The 17505-nt window shown below is 73.5% G+C and carries 17 protein-coding genes; 8 read left to right on the top strand and 9 right to left on the bottom strand.

Annotated elements, in window-relative coordinates; all coding sequences use genetic code 11:
- Positions 1–34 precede the first annotated feature (34 nt).
- Positions 35–268, top strand: a complete 234-nt coding sequence (locus CNQ36_RS10780) for a DUF2277 domain-containing protein (protein WP_121545822.1) — start codon at positions 35–37, stop codon at positions 266–268.
- Positions 269–533: 265 nt separating this feature from the next.
- Here the strand turns inward: CNQ36_RS10780 and CNQ36_RS10775 are convergent, their stop codons facing one another.
- The 4 genes from CNQ36_RS10775 to CNQ36_RS10760 form a co-directional block, all read right to left on the bottom strand.
- Positions 534–1133 carry a DedA family protein gene (locus CNQ36_RS10775; RefSeq protein ID WP_121545821.1) on the bottom strand — a complete coding sequence of 200 codons (600 nt, stop codon included), beginning with the start codon at positions 1131–1133 and terminating at the stop codon, positions 534–536.
- A gap of 217 nt (positions 1134–1350) precedes the next feature.
- Complete coding sequence (locus CNQ36_RS10770; RefSeq protein ID WP_121545820.1) at positions 1351–1806, bottom strand: DoxX family protein; 456 nt, start codon at positions 1804–1806, stop codon at positions 1351–1353.
- 252 nt (positions 1807–2058) lie between these two features.
- Entirely contained in the window at positions 2059–3705 is a 1647-nt protein-coding gene (locus CNQ36_RS10765; protein ID WP_121545819.1) for an alkaline phosphatase D family protein, read from the bottom strand.
- Positions 3706–3796: 91 nt separating this feature from the next.
- Positions 3797–4441: an HNH endonuclease family protein gene (locus CNQ36_RS10760; RefSeq protein WP_004931760.1), complete on the bottom strand. Its 645-nt coding sequence runs from the start codon at positions 4439–4441 to the stop codon at positions 3797–3799.
- Between the two features lie 403 nt (positions 4442–4844).
- On the opposite strand from CNQ36_RS10760, the gene CNQ36_RS10755 reads away from it, so the two are divergent.
- Both CNQ36_RS10755 and CNQ36_RS10750 read left to right on the top strand, forming a co-directional pair.
- A complete protein-coding gene (locus tag CNQ36_RS10755) occupies positions 4845–5426 on the top strand; it encodes a TMEM165/GDT1 family protein (RefSeq protein WP_121545818.1) in 582 nt (193 codons plus the stop codon).
- 203 nt (positions 5427–5629) lie between these two features.
- Positions 5630–6292, top strand: coding sequence for an HAD-IA family hydrolase (locus CNQ36_RS10750; protein ID WP_121545817.1), 663 nt, complete (start codon positions 5630–5632; stop codon positions 6290–6292).
- Between the two features lie 5 nt (positions 6293–6297).
- On the opposite strand, the gene CNQ36_RS35235 is transcribed toward CNQ36_RS10750, so the two are convergent.
- Complete coding sequence (locus tag CNQ36_RS35235) at positions 6298–7584, bottom strand: peptidoglycan-binding domain-containing protein (protein ID WP_163013235.1); 1287 nt, start codon at positions 7582–7584, stop codon at positions 6298–6300.
- Between the two features lie 161 nt (positions 7585–7745).
- On the opposite strand from CNQ36_RS35235, the gene CNQ36_RS10740 reads away from it, so the two are divergent.
- Entirely contained in the window at positions 7746–9836 is a 2091-nt protein-coding gene (locus tag CNQ36_RS10740) for an MDR family MFS transporter (RefSeq protein ID WP_121548423.1), read from the top strand.
- A 9-nt stretch (positions 9837–9845) separates the two neighbouring features.
- On the opposite strand, the gene CNQ36_RS10735 is transcribed toward CNQ36_RS10740, so the two are convergent.
- Complete coding sequence (locus tag CNQ36_RS10735; protein WP_121545816.1) at positions 9846–10337, bottom strand: GNAT family N-acetyltransferase; 492 nt, start codon at positions 10335–10337, stop codon at positions 9846–9848.
- A 152-nt stretch (positions 10338–10489) separates the two neighbouring features.
- Here CNQ36_RS10735 and CNQ36_RS10730 point away from each other — a divergent pair, with 152 nt between their 5' ends.
- Entirely contained in the window at positions 10490–11146 is a 657-nt protein-coding gene (locus tag CNQ36_RS10730) for a hypothetical protein (protein ID WP_121545815.1), read from the top strand.
- A gap of 3 nt (positions 11147–11149) precedes the next feature.
- Positions 11150–11995, top strand: a complete 846-nt coding sequence (locus CNQ36_RS35230; protein ID WP_228312952.1) for a hypothetical protein — start codon at positions 11150–11152, stop codon at positions 11993–11995.
- On the opposite strand, the gene CNQ36_RS10720 is transcribed toward CNQ36_RS35230, so the two are convergent.
- Positions 11984–12406 carry a DnaJ family domain-containing protein gene (locus CNQ36_RS10720; RefSeq protein WP_121545814.1) on the bottom strand — a complete coding sequence of 141 codons (423 nt, stop codon included), beginning with the start codon at positions 12404–12406 and terminating at the stop codon, positions 11984–11986. The genes CNQ36_RS35230 and CNQ36_RS10720 overlap by 12 nt on opposite strands.
- Positions 12407–12507: 101 nt before the next feature.
- Here CNQ36_RS10720 and CNQ36_RS10715 point away from each other — a divergent pair, with 101 nt between their 5' ends.
- Positions 12508–12900 carry an FHA domain-containing protein gene (locus CNQ36_RS10715; RefSeq protein ID WP_121545813.1) on the top strand — a complete coding sequence of 131 codons (393 nt, stop codon included), beginning with the start codon at positions 12508–12510 and terminating at the stop codon, positions 12898–12900.
- 10 nt (positions 12901–12910) lie between these two features.
- Here the strand turns inward: CNQ36_RS10715 and CNQ36_RS10710 are convergent, their stop codons facing one another.
- Both CNQ36_RS10710 and CNQ36_RS10705 read right to left on the bottom strand, forming a co-directional pair.
- A complete protein-coding gene (locus CNQ36_RS10710) occupies positions 12911–13588 on the bottom strand; it encodes an O-methyltransferase (protein ID WP_121545812.1) in 678 nt (225 codons plus the stop codon).
- A gap of 78 nt (positions 13589–13666) precedes the next feature.
- Positions 13667–15076 carry an MFS transporter gene (locus CNQ36_RS10705; protein ID WP_121545811.1) on the bottom strand — a complete coding sequence of 470 codons (1410 nt, stop codon included), beginning with the start codon at positions 15074–15076 and terminating at the stop codon, positions 13667–13669.
- Between the two features lie 432 nt (positions 15077–15508).
- Between CNQ36_RS10705 and CNQ36_RS10700 the strand changes: the two genes are divergently transcribed.
- Positions 15509–17488 carry a bifunctional glycosyltransferase 87/phosphatase PAP2 family protein gene (locus CNQ36_RS10700; protein ID WP_121548421.1) on the top strand — a complete coding sequence of 660 codons (1980 nt, stop codon included), beginning with the start codon at positions 15509–15511 and terminating at the stop codon, positions 17486–17488.
- Positions 17489–17505: the final 17 nt, after the last annotated feature.

The following is a 17505-nucleotide window of genomic DNA, read 5'->3' as shown; positions in this document are numbered from 1 at the left end:
GCGAGTCACTCGGTGGGCGCGTCAGACTGGGGGCATGTGCCGGAGTATCAAGACCCTGCGTCCGCCCGTGCAGCCCGAGGAGGCCACGGAGGAGGAGATCAGGGCCGCGGCCCTGCAGTACGTGCGGAAGGTGTCCGGGTTCCGGGCGCCGGCCGCGCACAACCGGGAGGTGTTCGACCGGGCGGTGGACGCGATCGCGGAGGCGACGGCGGAGTTGCTGGAGGGGTTGGAGGTGCGCGGGGGCGCTGCGCGGCGGGCGGCGGGGTAGGGCCGGCGCCGGAGTGGTGGCTGGCCGGGGGGTGTCGCGCTGCCCGGCGCTCACGGGGTGCTGGCGGCGCGACTGCCCGGGGCTTGGCGGGGGTGCTGTCGCAGTGATGCGGTCGGCCGCAGCTGGGCGGGGGGTGTTGCGCTGCCCGGCGTTTGCGGGGTGCCGCCTGCGCCCACCCGTGCCGCCCCAGCGGCACGACTGCCCGCAGCTTGGCGGGGCCCCCAGCGGCACGACTGCCCGCAGCTTGGCGGGGGCGGGGGTGGGGTCAGGAGGCTTCTGTGGGGTGGGGGCGGCGCATGAGGTAGGCGGCGCCGGCGCCGGCTGCGAAGAGGGCGCCCACGGAGACCGCCGTGGCCAGCCAGGTCGCGCCCAGCCAGTGGGCGCCGAAGTAGCCGAGGGCCACGCTGTACACGGCCCAGCACAGGCCCGCCAGGGCGGACCAGGGGAGGAAGTCGCGGGGGCGGTGGCGGGCGGCGCCGGCGCCGAGGGAGACGACCGAGCGGCCGGCCGGGGCGAAACGGGCGAGCACCACCAGCGCGCCGCCGCCCCGGGCCAGCGCCGCGCCGAGACGCAGCTGCGCCCTGCTCAGCCGCCGGGAGCGGGCGATCGCCCTGTCCAGACGGGGGCCGCCGCGCCAGGCGAGGCGGTAGGCGACCAGGTCGCCCAGGACGGAGGCGGTGGCCGCGCAGAGCGTCAGCACCAGGATGTCGGGCACGTCGGTCGCGGTGCCCGCGGCCGCCGCGGTGGCCGCCGTGATCACCAGGACTCCGCTGGGCAGGACCGGGAGGAAGACGTCGAGCAGGACCGACAGGGTCACCACCGCATAGATCCAAGGGCTGCCGACCAGCGACGCCAAACTCTCCACCCAGACTCCCCGTGGCTCCCCCGCGGGCCAGACCGTACCGCGATGACGCGGGTGAAGCGGCAGGAGTGACCGATGACAGCCGTTAAGCGTACGCCGGTGGAGTGACAGAAGGGTCACGGGGGGTTCGCGTGGGCGGCCCCCGGCGTTCCCCTCCCGTTCCCTTGCGCAAAGGGGAAGGGCGCCCTCCCCGGCGTGCGGGAAGGGCGCCCTCACGGGGTCAGGCCACCGTCACCGGAGTCCGGTCCGCCGTTCGTCCGGACTCCGCCTGCGCGCGCCTGGTGAACAGACGGTCCAGGCCGAAGGCTCCGGAACCGGTGAACACCAGCAGGAACATGGCCCAGCAGTACAGGGCCGCGGCCTCGCCGTTGTTCTGGATCGGCCACAGCGCCTCGGGCTGGTGGACCTTGAAGTACGCGTACGCCATCGCGCCGGACGAGAGGAACGCCGCCGCGCGGGTGCCGAGGCCCAGCAGGACCATGCTGCCGCCGACGAGTTCGATCAGGGCCGCGTACCAGTTGGGCCAGGCGCCGGTCTCGACGGTGCCGCCGCTCCCGCCCGCGCCGCCGAGCACGCCGAACAGGGACGCGGCGCCGTGGCAGGCGAAGAGCAGGCCGACGACTATGCGGAACATGCCCAGCACGTACGGCTGGGCGCTGTTGAGGCGTTCGGTCATGTGGGGGTCTCCTTCGGTCAGGCCGGCCCACGGGCGGGGCCGGTCCGGGGGGACGGAACCGAGTCGGATCCTCAACGCTAGGAGCGCCTCACTCTTACTTGCAAGTTCAACTTTTGGCCACGGCTTCAGCCCGATCCGGCGGTGTGAGCGCCTGCTTTCGCACGTCAGTACGGCCTTCGCCCCCCGTCCGAGGGCAACACGGTGACCGAATCCACCCCCTGCCGCACAGGTGACTCACAGGTTCCTGCAGCCTCACCCGCTCAGCCGGGTCTCCGTCACCGTCGTGAGCCGGGCCCCGGACTCCTCCTGCCGCGCGTGCTCCAGCCGCAGCACCGCCGAACGCCCGTGCGCCGACAGCGTCATGAGCTGGTTGCCGAACCACGGCCCGCCCGTCCTGCGCCAGCCGACCGCCGGCCGGCCCAGGCCGCCGTGCCGCGCGAACACCCGCCCCAGTCCCCGGGCGGCGGCGCTCCAGCCGAAACGGAAGCCGAGCCTTATCGACGGGGGGATGGAGTTGTGGACCGGGGAGCAGGTCAGCTGCACCACCCGGGCGTCCGGCGCCGCACGCCCCGGCCAGTCAGGCTCGGCGACATAGGCGTGGTGGACGTCCCCGGAGAGCACGCACACCGTCGCCGGCGCCTCCGGCCCCGTGCCGGCCTCGGCGATCAGCTCCGCCAGCCGGTCGAACGACTCGGGGAAGGCCGCCCAGTGCTCCAGATCCGCTCCGCGCCGCAGCCTCTCCCCGAGCCGCGCCCAGCGCGGGCCCTTGTCGCCCCGGCACAGCACGGAACTCCACGCCTCCACGTCGTGCACCAGATGCGGCAGCAGCCAGGGCAGGGACGTGCCGATGAGCAGGTGGTCGTAGGACCCGCGCCTGTCGAGGGCCTGTTCGCGCAGCCAGGCGGCCTCCGACGGGTCGAGCATGGAGCGCCCGCCCTCCTCCAGCACGCGGGCCGCGCGGCTGTCCACCATCAGCAGCCGCACCCGGCCGAAGTCGCGCCGGTAGCTCCAGCGCACGGCGGTCGCGTCCGCCTCCGCGCCGGCGGCGAAGGCGCGCAGCGCGTCGGTGCCGTCGGGGCTCTCGCGGACGGCCGCGTACAGCGGATCCGCCTCCAGCTCGGCGGGGGAGAGGTTCCCGAGGTGCTGGTGAACCCAGTACGACATCAGTCCGCTGAGCACCCGCTCCCGCCACCACGAGGTGGCGCGCATGTCCTCGACCCAGGAGGCGGAGGTGTTCCAGTCGTCGATGACGTCGTGGTCGTCGAAGATCATGCAGGTGGGCACGGTGGACAGCAGCCAGCGCACCTGCGGGTCGAGCCAGGACTCGTAGTAGAGGTGGGTGTACTCCTCGTAGTCCGCCACCTGGCTGCCCGGCGGGTCGTCGAGGTCGCGGCGGGCGGCGAGCCAGCTCCGCGTGGCGTCGGAGGTCTCGTCGGCGTACACCTGGTCGCCCAGGAGCAGCAGCACGTCGGGCCGTTCGCCTGCCGGGTCGGCGGCGATGCGCCTGGCCAGCGCGTCCAGGGCATCGGGTCCGACGGGGTCGGGCTCCCCGGTGGGCGGGGAGGCCCACCGGCAGGAGCCGAAGGCGACGCGCACCCGGTCGCCGGGGCCGGGGGTGGCGATCACCGAGGGCGGGAACGCCGGGGAGGGATCGTCCGGCAGCGGCCACACCCGGCTGTCGTCGAGGAAGACCTCGTACGGCGTGGCCGTGCCCGGGGTGAGGCCGGTGACCCGGACGAGCGCGTAGTGGTGACCCGCGATCTGGAAGGTTTCCGCCCGCCCGCCGGTCCCGTCCGCGCAGCGCACCTCGACGGCGCCCGGGCGGCCGGTCTCCGCCCAGACGGTCGCGGACGAGCCGTCGACGTACCTCAGCAGCGGTCCGAGCCGCAGTCCGGCCATGGTGCCCCCTTCCTCCGTCGCCCCGTACGGTACGCAGCGACGGAGGTCACCGGGGAGATTCGTGCACCCGGCGGTTCGCCGGGCGGCTCGCTCAGCAGCTCGCCAGGTAGTTCGTCAGGGCGGACTTCTCGGCGGAGTCGACCGACAGGTCGTAGTAGTACTTCACCTGAACCCAGGCGCGGACATAGGTGCAGCGGTAGGCCGTGCGCGAGGGCATCCAGGTGGCCGGGTCCTGGTCGCCCTTGGACTGGTTGACGTTGTCCGTGACCGCGAGGAGCTGAGGGCGGGTCAGGTCGTTGGCGAAGGACTGGCGCCGGGAGGTGGTCCAGGCGCTCGCGCCGGAGTCCCAGGCCTCGGCGAGCGGCACGAGGTGGTCGATGTCGACGTCGGAGGCGGCCGACCAGGTGGCGCCGTCGTACGGGGAGTACCAGCTGCCGCTGGTGGCGGCGCAGGAGGAGTCGGTGACGACGCCCGAGCCGTCGCGCTTGAGGACGGTCTCGCGGGTGTTGCAGGTGCCGGACTGGGTGATCCAGTGCGGGAACAGGTCACGGCTGTAGCCGGTCCGGTTCTCGGTGCGGACGTCGAGGGTGGCGAGGTAGCTGCGGGCGGTGGCGGCGCTGACCGGGGTGGGGAGGGCGGCGGAGGCCGTCGGGGCGTTGAACAATCCGACGGAGGCGATGACTCCGGTGAGCGCCGCGGCTATGCTGAGGCGTCGACGCGCGTAGAACTTCGACATGCGAACTCCCTTGTGGGGGTTGGGGCGTTGGAGTGCGAGCAGGGGAATGCTCGCCACGCCGTGTTGCCGGGAGGGGTGGATCCGGTAAGAAGCTAATGACGCGTTCATGACACGTCTATGGTTCGGGCGTGAAATTTCCGCGCGGGATGCGGTGAGGGCTTCACGTACCATGGACGGCGCAGAAGGGGAGTAGCTCTTCGCCGGACCGTCGACATACTGCTCAGCACGCCTGAGCCGGCGCCCGGAGGCGGGCCCCGTGGTACGGGGCCGGCCAGCGAGACCTTCGGCAAGCAGTGCACTCCCGTGCCGTGCGGCACGGGTGACGTGTGTGCTGCCGTGCCGAGGTGTCCCGTGGAATCGCGCAGCACTCTCGGTGGGGTGGCCCCGACCGATTGAGGAACCGTTGATCAGCCTGACCGTGACGGCCGTCGTCTTCGGCGTCGTCTTCCTGGCCGAACTGCCGGACAAGACCGCCCTGGCCGGTCTCGTCCTCGGCACCCGCTACCGCGCCTCGTACGTCTTCGCCGGTGTCGCCGCCGCCTTCGCGGTGCACGTCGCGCTCGCGGTGGCGGCCGGAAGCGTGCTCACGCTGCTGCCGCAGCAGATCGTGCACGCGATCACGGGCGTGCTCTTCCTGGGCGGCGCGGCCGTGCTGCTGATGAAGAAGGACGAGGACGAGGAGGAGGTCCGCAGGCCGGAGAACCAGTCCTTCTGGAAGGTCTCCGGGGCGGGCTTCATGCTGATCCTCGTCGCCGAGTTCGGTGATCTGACGCAGATCATGACGGCCAACCTGGCCGCCCGCTACGACGACCCGCTCTCCGTCGGCCTGGGCGCGGTGCTCGCGCTGTGGTCGGTGGCCGGACTCGGCATCGTCGGCGGAAAGGCGCTGATGAAGCGGGTTCCGCTGAAGCTGATCACGCAGATCGCGGCGGTGCTCATGCTGGGCCTCGGCGTGTGGAGCCTGTGGGAGGCGATCGCCGGGTGACCCCCCGCCGGACCGCCCCGCCCCGGCGACGGGACGCCGAAGCGCCGGTGAACGGCCGGCGAAGACGGTGGCGGGAAGCCCGGTCTGTTTTGTACCGTGGGTGAACAAAGTGGCTCCCGCCCGCTCTCCCTGACCGGCGGGCGGGGCCGCTTGACCCCCGGGGCTCCTCGCGGAGCCCCTTCCCCCGCGCCTTGGAGCTGCCGATGACGGCCACCGCCGTACTCACCGCCCGCGCCCTCCTGCTGGACATGGACGGCACCCTCGTCAACTCCGACGCCTCCGTCGAGCGCGTCTGGCGGCGCTGGGCCGACCGGCACGGGCTCGACGGGGACGAGGTCATGAAGGTCGTGCACGGCCGCCAGGGATACGCCTCGATGGCCCTGCTGCTGCCCGGCCGGCCGATGGAGCAGAATCACGCGGACAACGCCCGCATGCTCGCCGAGGAGACCGCGGACACCGAGGGCGTCGTCCCGATCGCGGGCGCCCACGACTTCCTCGCCTCCCTGAAGGGGCTGCCGCACGCCCTCGTCACCTCCGCCGACGTCGCCCTGTCGACGGCGCGGATGGCCGCCGCCGGGCTGGAGCAGCCCGATGTGCGGGTGACCGCGGAGTCCGTCGGGGCGAGCAAGCCCGACCCCGAGGGCTTTCTGAAGGGCGCGGCGGAACTGGGCGTCGAACCGGCCGACTGCGTCGTCTTCGAGGACTCCGGCGCGGGAATCGCCGCGGGCCGCGCCGCAGGGATGCGGGTGGTGGGTATCGGCCCCCGGGCCGGCTTCCACCGGCCGGACGTGGTCGTGCGGGACCTGACCCGGGTGCGGGTGGAGGCCGCGGACGACGGCACGATCCGGCTGCACATCGCGGAGTAGCGCGGTTACGGCTCCTGGGTCTCCGACTCCAGCCGGGCCCGGCTCCGCGGGCCGTACACGCTCAGCTCGTCATGGAGGCCGCGCGACCACTGGTAGTTGCGCAGCGCTTCCTCCAGCCGGCGGTTGAACTGGCCGTTGATCTCGTCGTTGTACAGGTACAGCTGGTGCAGGCGCAGCTGGAGTTCGGTGACCTCCGGGCCCCGGTCGCCCCGGCGCAGTACGGGCGGGGCGCCGACGCCCTCGTCCTCCCCCGTCTCCTCGGCGGGGTCGGTCGCGGCGGAGGTCGTCGGCGTCTGCGACGGCTCCGCGGACACCGAGGGGCCCGGCGGGGCGCTGGACGCCGACGGTGACGGCGAGGCCGACGTCGAGGCGCTCTCGGAGGGCGAGGCCGACGCGGACGCCGACGCTGCCGGGGGAGCGGAGGGCGCGGCCGTCGTCGGCGTCGCGGACGGCTCGTCGGACGACGACGGGTCCGGGACGCCCACCCTGACGTCCCCCGGCGCCGCGCCGTCCCGGGACGGCGTCTCGTACGCGAACAGCCCGGCGGCCCACCCCGCCGCTCCCACCACGGCGACGACGGCCCCGGCGGCCGCGAACAGCACGCCACGGCGTCGCCGGCGCGGCGGCGCGTCGTCATCGTCGCCGTCCGGGCCGGGCGGGGCGGGCCGGACCGCGGCGGGCGGCGGCGTCTCGAACAGATGCAGATCGGTGGCGCTGGGCGCCGTCGCCGAGGGCGCCAGCGGCGTGGGCAGCACGGACGTCGAGTCCGCGGCCCCCGCCCTCGCGGCCGCCTCCGGCGCGATCGCCCGCAGCGTCATGGTCTCGTCGGACGCCTCCGCCCCGCCGTGCGCGCCCCCGGAGGCCGTGGCGGCCCCGGAAGCGCCGGGCTCTGGAGGAACCGCGGTTCCGGGTGTTCCGGTGCCGTCGTGCGGCCCCGCCGCCCCGCCCGAGGGGCCGGCCGCCTCCGGGGCCCCTGGCGAGGGAAGTCCCCCCTCGGTCCCTCCGGACCCCGACGGGCGAGGTACGGCCGGCTCCTCCCCGTGCGCCGCGGGCGCTCCCGGCGCGGCGGTGGCCTCCGCCGGGGCGTTCGGCGCGGTCCGGCTCGACTCGCCGTCCAGTTCGACGTACGGCCGGATGCGCAGCGGGTTGAAGTCCTCCGCCGCGGCGGCCTCCGCCGTGCGGGCGTCGCGGAGGGCGTCGGACGCACGCGCGGTGCAGGCGCACGACGGCGTGCTGTCGCTGTTTCTGGGCGCACCGCACTCCGGGCACGGGTTTCCGTTCGGCTGTTCCACGTGTTCGTCCCTCCCCTCGCGAACTCCAGAGATTATGCAGATCTTCTTCACACTCCGGTCCGCGTGCCCCCGGAATGCGGACTTCCGGGGGCGGCTCAACAGGCCATAACGGGTCACACCGATCACGATGGACGGGAAACCAGGATTCTGTGGAGGTCCGCATGGCCGGGGACGCGCACCGCATGGCGCCGAAGGCGAGCAACGGCAGGCCCGTGCCCGGCGCCGCACCGCCGGCCGGTGACGCCGGCGACCGGGAGCACGTGTCCGGAAACGTCATGGTCTCGATCGGCGCCCTGCTGCTCGGCCTGCTGCTCGCCGCCCTCGACCAGACCATCGTCGCCACCGCGCTGCCCACCATCGTCAGCGAACTGGGCGGCCTGGAACACCTGTCCTGGGTGGTCACCGCGTATCTGCTGGCCTCGACCGCCGCCACCCCGCTGTGGGGCAAGCTCGGCGACCAGTACGGGCGCAAGAGACTCTTCCAGACCGCCATCGTGATCTTCCTGGTGGGCTCCGCGCTGTGCGGAGCGGCGCAGGACATGTCCCAGCTGATCGCCTTCCGCGCGCTCCAGGGGCTGGGCGGCGGCGGGCTGATCGTGCTGTCGATGGCGATCGTCGGAGACCTCGTCCCGCCCCGCGAACGCGGCCGCTACCAGGGCCTGTTCGGGGCGGTGTTCGGCGCGACGAGCGTCCTCGGGCCGCTGCTCGGCGGACTGTTCACCCAGCACCTGAACTGGCGCTGGGTGTTCTACGTCAACCTGCCCGTCGGCATCGTCGCGCTCGCCGTGATCGCGGCCGTGCTGCACATCCCGCGCCGGCGGACCAAGCACCTCATCGACTACCTCGGCACCTTCCTCATCGCCTCCGTCGCCACCTGCCTGGTCCTCGTCGCCTCCCTCGGCGGCACCACCTGGGAGTGGGCCTCACCGCAGATCGTCGGGCTCGCGCTGCTCGGCGCGGTCCTGGCCGTGGCCTTCGTGGCGGTGGAGCGGCGGGCCGCCGAACCGGTGCTGCCGCTGAAGCTGTTCCGGGTGCGCACCTTCACCCTCTCCGCCGTGATCAGCTTCATCATCGGCTTCGCCATGTTCGGCGCGATGACCTATCTGCCGACCTTCCTCCAGGTGGTCCACGGCATCACCCCCACCATGTCCGGCGTGCACATGCTGCCGATGGTGGCCGGCATGCTGCTGTCCTCCACCGGCTCCGGGCAGATCGTCAGCCGCACCGGCCGCTGGAAGGTGTTCCCGATCGCGGGCACCGCCGTCACCACCCTCGGCCTGCTGCTGCTCCACCAGCTCGACGCGCACAGCTCCACCGCCGAGATGAGCGCCTACTTCTTCGTCTTCGGCCTGGGACTCGGCCTGGTCATGCAGGTCCTGGTGCTGATCGTGCAGAACGCCGTCCCCTACGAGGACCTCGGCGTCGCCACCTCGGGCGCGACCTTCTTCCGCTCCATCGGCGCCTCCTTCGGCGTCGCCATCTTCGGCACCATCTTCGCGAGCCGTCTGGGCAGCGAGCTCACGGCCGCCTTCCGCGGGGCGCGGCTGCCGCCCGGCGTGTCCGCCGACTCGCTGGAGGCCGACCCGCGCGGCATCGGCGCCCTGCCGCCCGCCCTGCGCCCCACGGCGATCGACGCGTACGCCACCGCCATCACCGACGTCTTCCTCTACGCCGTGCCCGTCGCCCTCCTGGGATTCGCGCTGGCCTGGTTCCTCAGGGAGGACCGGCTGCGCGCCTCCGTCACCGCGCCCGACGTCACGGAGACGCTGGCCAGCAACCCCGTCGAGCGGACCTCGTACGACGAGGTGTGCCGCGCGCTGTCGGTGCTCGGCACCCGCGAGGGACGGCGCGAGATCTACCGGAAGATCACCGAACACGCGGGCTACGACCTGCTGCCCGCCACCAGCTGGCTGCTGCTGCGGATCAGGAAGCACGGCTCGGTGGAGCCGGCCCGCCTCGCCGAGCACAGCCCCATCCCGCTCGGCGTCGTCCTGGAGGCCACCCGCCAGGCCGAGGTCCGGCGGCTGGCCGTGCGCCGGGGCCTGGACATGGTGCTGACCGACGAGGGACGCGAGGTGACGGAGCGGCTGGCGATGGCCCGCGAGGAGTCGCTGGCGGAGCTGCTCGGGGACTGGTGGGGGCCGGACCGGCCGACCGACCTGGTGCGGCTGGTGCACGAGCTGAACGACGAGCTCTGCGGCTCCCGGAGCGAACGCCCGCACGACGGACGCCCCGTGACACGGACCGGCTGACGCCCGCCGTCAGCGCAGCCGCTTCGCGAACCAGTGCTCGGCGTACGGGTCGGCGTTGTGCGGCGCGGTCTCCGTGTAGCCGAGCCGGGCGTACAGGGCCCGGGCCTCGACGAGGTCCCCGCGGGTGTCCAGGAGCATCCGGCCGGCGCCCGCGGCACGGGCCGCCTCCTCGGCCGCCCGCACCAGCAGCGCCGCACCGCCCCGGCCCCGCATCCCCTCGTACAGGAACACCCGGGTCAGCTCGGCGGTGTTGGCGTCCAGCAGCCGGAAGCCCGCACTGCCGGCCGGCCGGTCCGCGTACCGCGCGACCAGCAGCAGGCCCTTCGGCGGCGCGAGGTCGGCCCCCGACACGGCGGCGACTTCGCGCTCCAGCTCCTCCGGGTCGGTGCGGCGCCCCTGGTGCAGCAGGTACCAGCGGTCGCTGACCTCCGTGTAGTACGCGCGCCACAGCGCGGCGGCGACGGGGGAGTCGTGGGGCTCGGGGGCGACGGTCCAGACCATGCCCGCATTCTCGGCGGCCCTCCGCCCGGCCCCAAGTGAATAACCGTGCCGGACGGTGACGGACCGGGACTGTTTGTGCGTGAACCTTCGGGCAACACGGAGTGGACCGGCCCGAGAGGAGGGCCGACCCGGCCGAGACCCGGAAGGCATTCATGTCCACTGGCCTGATCATTGCGTTGATCGTGATTGTTGCGGTCGTTGTCGCCGTCGCGGCCGTCCTGAGCCTGCGCGCCCGCGGTCCGCGGCACGGCGCCGGCCTGAAGCGGCGCTTCGGCCCCGAGTACGAGCGTGCCGTCGCCCGGCACGACGGGGACACCAAGGCCGCCGAGCGGGAGCTCGCCCAGCGCGTGGAGCGCCACGGCGACCTGCGCGAACGGCCGCTGGAGCCCGCCGAGCGGGAGCGGTTCGAGGCGCGCTGGACGGCGACCCAGGAACGGTTCGTCGACGCGCCGCGGGAGGCGGTCGCCGAGGCCGACCGGCTGATCGCCGAACTCGCCGCGGCCCGCGGTTTCCCCGCCGACGGGCAGTACGAGGAGCAGCTCGCCGCGCTGTCCGTGCACCACGCCCACCGCGTCGAGGGCTACCGGCGCGTGCACCGCATGGTGCAGACCGGCGCGCACGACGGCGCCGGCACCGAGGAGATGCGCGAGGCGCTCGTCGGAGCGCGCGCCCTGTTCGAGGAACTGGTCAGGCCGTCCCGGCACGAGGGCGGACGCCACCGCCCGGACGGAGACCGTACGGCCCCGGCCGCCCGCAGCGGCCACACCACCTCGTCGCTGTTCCACCGGCGCCAGGCGAAGGAGAGCTGACCGATGACCGACGCGAGCCGCCGCCCCGGCGACGTACCCGCCCCCGAGGGGCACCCCACCGCTCCCGGCGTCCAGGACCCGGACCCCCGCGTGTCCCGCACGGAAGCGGACCGCACCGCCGTCGACGCCGGGCGCACGCCCCCGGCCGCACCCTCACTGCCCGGCGACCCGCCGGCCACCGCCACCCACCACGACGACGCCCGGACGCCCGCCGCGGGCACGCTGCACGACGGCGACCGCACGCCCGCCGCCGGCACGTACCACGACGGTGACCTGACCACCGCGACCGGCACCCTGCACGACGGCGCCCGCACGCCCGCCAAGGGCACGCACTATGACGGCGACCGTACGGCTGCCGCCGCCACCGGGACGCATCGCGAAGGCGACAGGACCGCCGCCGCGGGCACGCTGCACGGCGGCGACCGGACGCCCGCCGCCGGCACGTATCACGACGGTGACCTGACCACCGCGACCGGCACGCTGCACGGCGGCGACCGTACGGCCGCCGCCGGCACCGAGCACCATGACGGTGACCGGACCTCCGGTGCCCGTCTGCTCGCGGCCGGTGACAGCGACAAGCTCTCCGGGCGGTTGCGGCACGCCGTCGCAGGGTTCGTCGACGAGCCGCGGGACGCCGTGCAGGAGGCCGACCTGGTCCTGCGGGAGCTCACCGAGCGCCTCACGGACTCGGTGACGGAGCGGCGCCGCGCCCTGCGGCAGTCCTGGCAGACCGACGGCGCGGACGGCGCGGACGGTGCCGCGGCGGGCGCCACCGCCGCCGACACCGAGCGGCTGCGCCTCGCCCTGCGCGACTACCGCGAGCTGGCGGAGCGGCTGCTACGCGTCTGAACGTCCCGCCGCCGCCCGGCGCTCCCGCCACTGCCGTACGACGTCCTCGACGTCGTACGGCTTCTTTCCCAGCGGGGGGCCGGGCGGCGGCTTGAACATCATCTCGCTGATCTTCGCGTTGATCTCCGTGAGGATCTTCCGGACGATCCGCTCCGAGGGCGCAGCGAGGGCCGCCTCCAGCGCGTCCTCGGCCTCCTTGCGCAGGGCCAGGGCCGGCGGCAGCACCGAGAAGCCCTCGCGGGCCATCTTCCGCTTGACCCACCACAGTTCGTCGTACGTGCTCTCGACCTCACGGGGGAGCGGCTTGCCCACCCCCGCGAGCTGCTCGAACTCACCGCGCGCCGCCGCGTCACGGATCTGCTTGTCGACCCAGGACTCGAAGTCGACGCCAGGTGGCTTTCGCTCGGTCATGGGGCCATTGTGCCGGACGCCATGGAGCCGGTCGTTTTATCATTCGGCGGCAGTGCGGCCGGACGCCTCCGGCCCGCCAGGACGTCTCAGAAGGAGCGCACGTGCTCGAACTCACCATGGCCGCGGTGTCCGAGGCGGAAGCGGGCGCCACGGCCGGGATGCTCATGGCCGACGCGCCCAGCGAGCCGGGCGCCGTGCTGCGGGTGGGGCGGGACAAGTCGCTGTGCCGGCTGTCGACGCCGGACGACTGGCTGTTCGTCTCGCGGGTCCACCTGGAGTTCCAGTGCGCGCAGGACGGGACCTGGCAGGTGACCTGGCTGCGCGGCTCCCTGCCCGAGCCGTCCTCCGAGGTCCGGCTTACCGTCGGCGAGTACGCCCACCCCGTCACCTACGGCGGCACCGTCGCGCTGCCCCGGGGCGGCAGCGGCGAGGTCGTCATCCACGACCGGACCGCCCCGCGCAGCGTCAACGTCGGCTTCTACCACGAGGTCTAGTACATCCGGCTCACGCCAGTACGCGCGCCAGGGCGAATCCGTCGTAGCCCTTGGCGCCGACCGTCTGGACGGCCGTACCCGTCAGCCGGGGGTGGCTGCCGATCAGGTCGAGGGCGGCGCGGGTGCCCGCCACGTCCGGGTCGTCGTTGTCCGGATCGGCCACCCGGCCGCCCCGGACGACGTTGTCCAGGACGATCAGGCTGCCCGCGCTGGTCAGCCGGAGCGCCCACTCCATGTAGTGCGCGTTGTTCGCCTTGTCGGCGTCGATGAAGACCAGGTCGAACGGGGCGGGGTTCTCGTCCGCCAGCCGGGGCAGCGAGTCCAGCGCCGCGCCCACCCGGACCTCGACCTGCTTGTCGAGCCCCGCGCGGGCGATGTTGCGCACGGCGACCTCCGCGTGCGCGGGGTCGTACTCCAGGGTGACCAGCCGCCCGTCGGCCGGGAGGGCGCGGCCCAGCCAGATGGTGCTGTAGCCGCCGAGCGTGCCGATCTCCAGGATGCCGCGGGCGCCCTGCAGCTGCGCGAGGAGCTGGAGCAGCTTGCCCTGCGGCGCCGAGACGGCGATCGGCGGAAGGCCGGCGGCGTCGCTGTCGCGCAGGGCGGCCTCCAGCGCCTCGTCGGGGGCCTCGCCCAGGAGGCGGTCGGTGAAGTAGTCGTCCACCTCGTGCCAGAGCCGCGACTCGCTCATGCACCTGCACCTTCCGTACGGCCGGTCAGCTTCCCCAACGTGGAGCGCCACCGAACATACGCCGCCGGTCCGCCCCCGTCAGGCCTTTTCCGGGTGTGTCCCGGCGGGCTCCAGCGACGGCGCCGAACCGGGCAGCGGGCGCCCCGCCGACTCGGCCATCCGCCACACCGCGAAACCGCCGATCACGGCCGCCGCCATCATGTAGTAGGCGGGCATCATCATGTCGCCGGTCGCGCCGATGAGGGCCGTCACCACCAGCGGGGTGGTGCCGCCGAACAGGGAGACCGAGACGTTGAAGCCGATCGACAGCGAGCCGTAGCGGACCCGGGTCGGGAACAGCGCGGGCAGCGCGGACGGCATGGCCGCGGTGAAGCAGACCAGCAGCAGACCCAGCGCGCCCATGCCGGCGGCGACCGCGAGCAGGCCGCCGTCACGGATCAGCAGCAGCGCCGGCACGGACAGCACCAGGAACCCGACGCAGCCCGCCGCGATCACCGGACGGCGGCCGACCCGGTCGGTCAGCGCCCCGGCGAACGGCTGGACGATCATCATCAGCGCCATCACGCCGAGCACGACGGCCAGGCCGTGCGTGGCGTCGTAGCCCAGCTCGCTGGTGAGGTAGCTCGGCATGTACGACAGCAGCATGTAGTCGGTGACGTTGAAGACCAGCACCAGGCCCACGCAGAGCAGCAGCGCCCGCCACTGGCCGGCCACCATCTCGCGCAGCGGCACCCTCGGGCGCTCGCTCTCGGCCCTCTCGACCTCGGCCGCGAACGCCGGGGTCTCCTCCAGGCGCATCCGCAGATAGAGGCCGATGATGCCCATCGGGCCCGCGATCAGGAACGGCAGGCGCCAGCCCCAGGAGAGCAGGTCCTCGGAGGAGAGCAACGCGGTCATCAGGGTGACCAGGCCCGCGCCGCCGATGTACCCGGCGAGCGTGCCGAACTCCAGCCAGCTGCCGAGGAAGCCGCGCCGCTTGTCGGGTGCGTACTCGGCGATGAAGGTGGACGCGCCGGCGTACTCGCCGCCGGTGGAGAAGCCCTGCACCAGGCGGGCCGCCAGCAGCAGTATCGGGGCGCCGACGCCGATCGCGGCGTAGGAGGGGATCACTCCGATGGCGAAGGTGCCCGCCGCCATCATGATCATGGTGAGGGCGAGGACCTTCTGCCGCCCCACGCGGTCGCCGAGCGGGCCGAAGACCATGCCGCCGAGCGGGCGGACCAGGAACGCCGCGGCGAAGGCGCCGAACGTGGACAGCAGCTGGGCGGTGGGACTGCCCGAGGGGAAGAAGACCTTGCCCAGGGTGACCGCGAGATAGCTGTAGACACCGAAGTCGAACCATTCCATCGCGTTGCCCAGCGCGGCCGCCTTCACGGCACGCCGGACGAGCGCCGGGTCGGTGACGGTCGGGGCGGGGGCATGGGCCGTGCCGGGCTTCGGGGACGCCTTCCGCGGGGACGGGGGAGCGGCGACTGAGACAGTCGACAAAACGACGCTCGCCTACCTTTCGACGGGAACAGGGACGGGTCCGCGCGGCGGCGCTGTCGGGCGGGCCGGAAGAAGGCGACGATAGGCGGCTTCCGGCCCCTTACGGGCGGTGCACATTTAGCTGCACAGTGCACCTAAGTGCGCGATACGCAGGCACGCGGCACCTCCTCCGACCACCCCGGACGGTCTTCTGCTGTGACCCTTCTCGCTCCACTTCAAAGCAACCGCAACCCTTGCGGAGTGTCGTGATCCGGACAAATGCGGGGAGTCCGTCAGGCGGCGCGAAGGTCGCCTGCGTCCCAGACGGAGGGGCACGAGCTCATAGGGTTCGCTCAGTGCACTCTCACGCTCACACAGCGTGAGGCGAATGGGGCGGGAGGCCGACGAGGCGTGACGAACGCGGATCACCACATCCCGGCGCGGCTGCGCACCATGCGACTGGGGCTCTGGCTGGTCGCCGCGCTCCTCGCCGCACGGCAGCTGGCCGCCGTCCTCACCACCCCGCCCGGAGAACGGCTGACCGCCCTGGAGACCTGGGTGGGCCCCGGGGGCGTGCTGCACGCCAGCGGCTCCCTCTACGACTCCACCGAGTACACCGGTACGCCCTTCAGCGGACTGGTCCTCAAACCCTTCACTCGTTCGGCTGAACAAGCCCTCGGCTGGGGCTGGACCTTCGGCACCCTGCTGCTGGTCGTCGCCCTCGGCACGGTCGCCGCCCGCGCCCTGCCCCGGCCGGTCGGCCGGCGCACCGCGACGCTCGCCGCCCCGGCCGCCGTCAGCCTGCTCATGCTGTCCCTGCCGGTGCGCGACACCTTCTGGCTCGGCCAGACCAGCGTCATCCCGGTGCTGCTCGTCCTGCTGGGCTGCTTCGCCGCCCCCGGCCGGTACGCCGGCGGCTTACTGATCGGCCTCGCCGCCGCCCTCCAGCCCACCCTGCTCCTCTTCGCGCCGCTGCTCTGGTTCACCGGCCGCCGCCGGGCCGCCACCGCCACCGGGGTGACCTTCGCCGCGGCCACCGCGCTCGCTTGGGCCGCGATGCCGCGGGACTCGTCCACGTACTGGGTCCACCACCTGGCGGGCGCCGGCCTCGGCGGACCCGCCGACGACCTCGCCAACCAGTCCCTGCACGCCGCCCTGCTCCGCCTCGGCCTGCACGGCCTCCCGGAGATCGGCCTCTTCCTGCTGCTCGGCGCCGCCGTCCTGGTCCTCGCCCTGCGCCGCGCCGTCCGCTACGCCCACGACGGCCAGCTGCTGCTCGCCGTCTCCGTCACCGGCTGCGCCGCCATAGTCGTCTCCCCGACGGCCTGGCAGCACCAGCTGCTGTGGGTGCTGCTCTCGGCGGTGGGCCGGGTGGGCACACGCGCCCGCGACCGGCTGGTGTGGCCCGTCGCCGTCGTCCTGGTGATGACGCTGCCGGCCACGATGATGCTGCCGAACATGGCGTTCCTCCACCCGGTGCGCGACAACGTCGTGCTCCTCGCCGCCCTCGCCGCCGCCACCGCCGCCCCCTTCCTGTCCCGCGCCTCGCCCTGCTTCCGGACACCCGCCCCGACCCCGTACGCCCCACCGGTACCGGCCCGTCTCGCGGCCGTGCCGCTGCTGCCGTTCCTGCGCCGGGTCCTCATCCGCCCGAACCTCCTGCTCGAACTGCTGCTGATCCGCGTCACCTACGCCGCCTACGCGCAGGTCCGGCTCGCCGCGACCGGCGGCAGCAACTCGGCGGGCCGCGCCCGCGCCGAGGAACACGCCCGGCAGATCCTGGACCTCGAGCGCCTGCTCCACCTGGACATCGAGCACGCGGTCAACCACGCCGTGGCGAAGGTCGGCTGGCTGCGGGAGTTCTTCGACTTCTACTACACGTCGTTCCACTTCGCCGTCCCGCTGACGGTCCTCGGCCTGCTCTACTGGCGGCGCCCCGTCGACTACCGCTGGGCCCGCTCGGCCCTCGGCTTCGCCACGCTCCTCGCCCTGGTCGGCTTCTGGCTCTACCCGCTCGCCCCGCCCCGCCTGATGCCGGGCCTCGGCATCATCGACACGGTCCACGGCGTCCAGGACTTCTCCCAGCCGGAATACGGCACCCTGACGGCCCGCACCAACCAGTACGCGGCGATGCCGTCCCTGCACTTCGGCTGGTCCCTGTGGTGCGGAGTGGTGATCGCGCTCATCGCGCCGAGGACCTGGATGAAGGCCCTCGGCCTGCTCCACCCCCTGTTCACGCTCTCCGCGATCGTCGCGACCGGCAACCACTGGCTCCTGGACGCGGCCGGCGGCGCACTCGTCGTCGGCGGCGGCTTCGCACTGACGTACCTGCTCCAGGGCCCGCGCGCCCGTGAGGCGGTGGCCCCGGACGGGGCCGGCAGCCGGCCGCCGCTGCCGGACCCCGGGAACGTGGAGACGGGGCGGCCGCGTTGACCGACGCGGGGCGGGAA

The organism is Streptomyces fungicidicus (assembly GCF_003665435.1).
In the GTDB taxonomy this organism is placed as follows: domain Bacteria; phylum Actinomycetota; class Actinomycetes; order Streptomycetales; family Streptomycetaceae; genus Streptomyces; species Streptomyces fungicidicus.
Note: the sequence above shows the minus strand (reverse complement) of the source record. Positions and strands in the feature narration are given on the sequence as shown.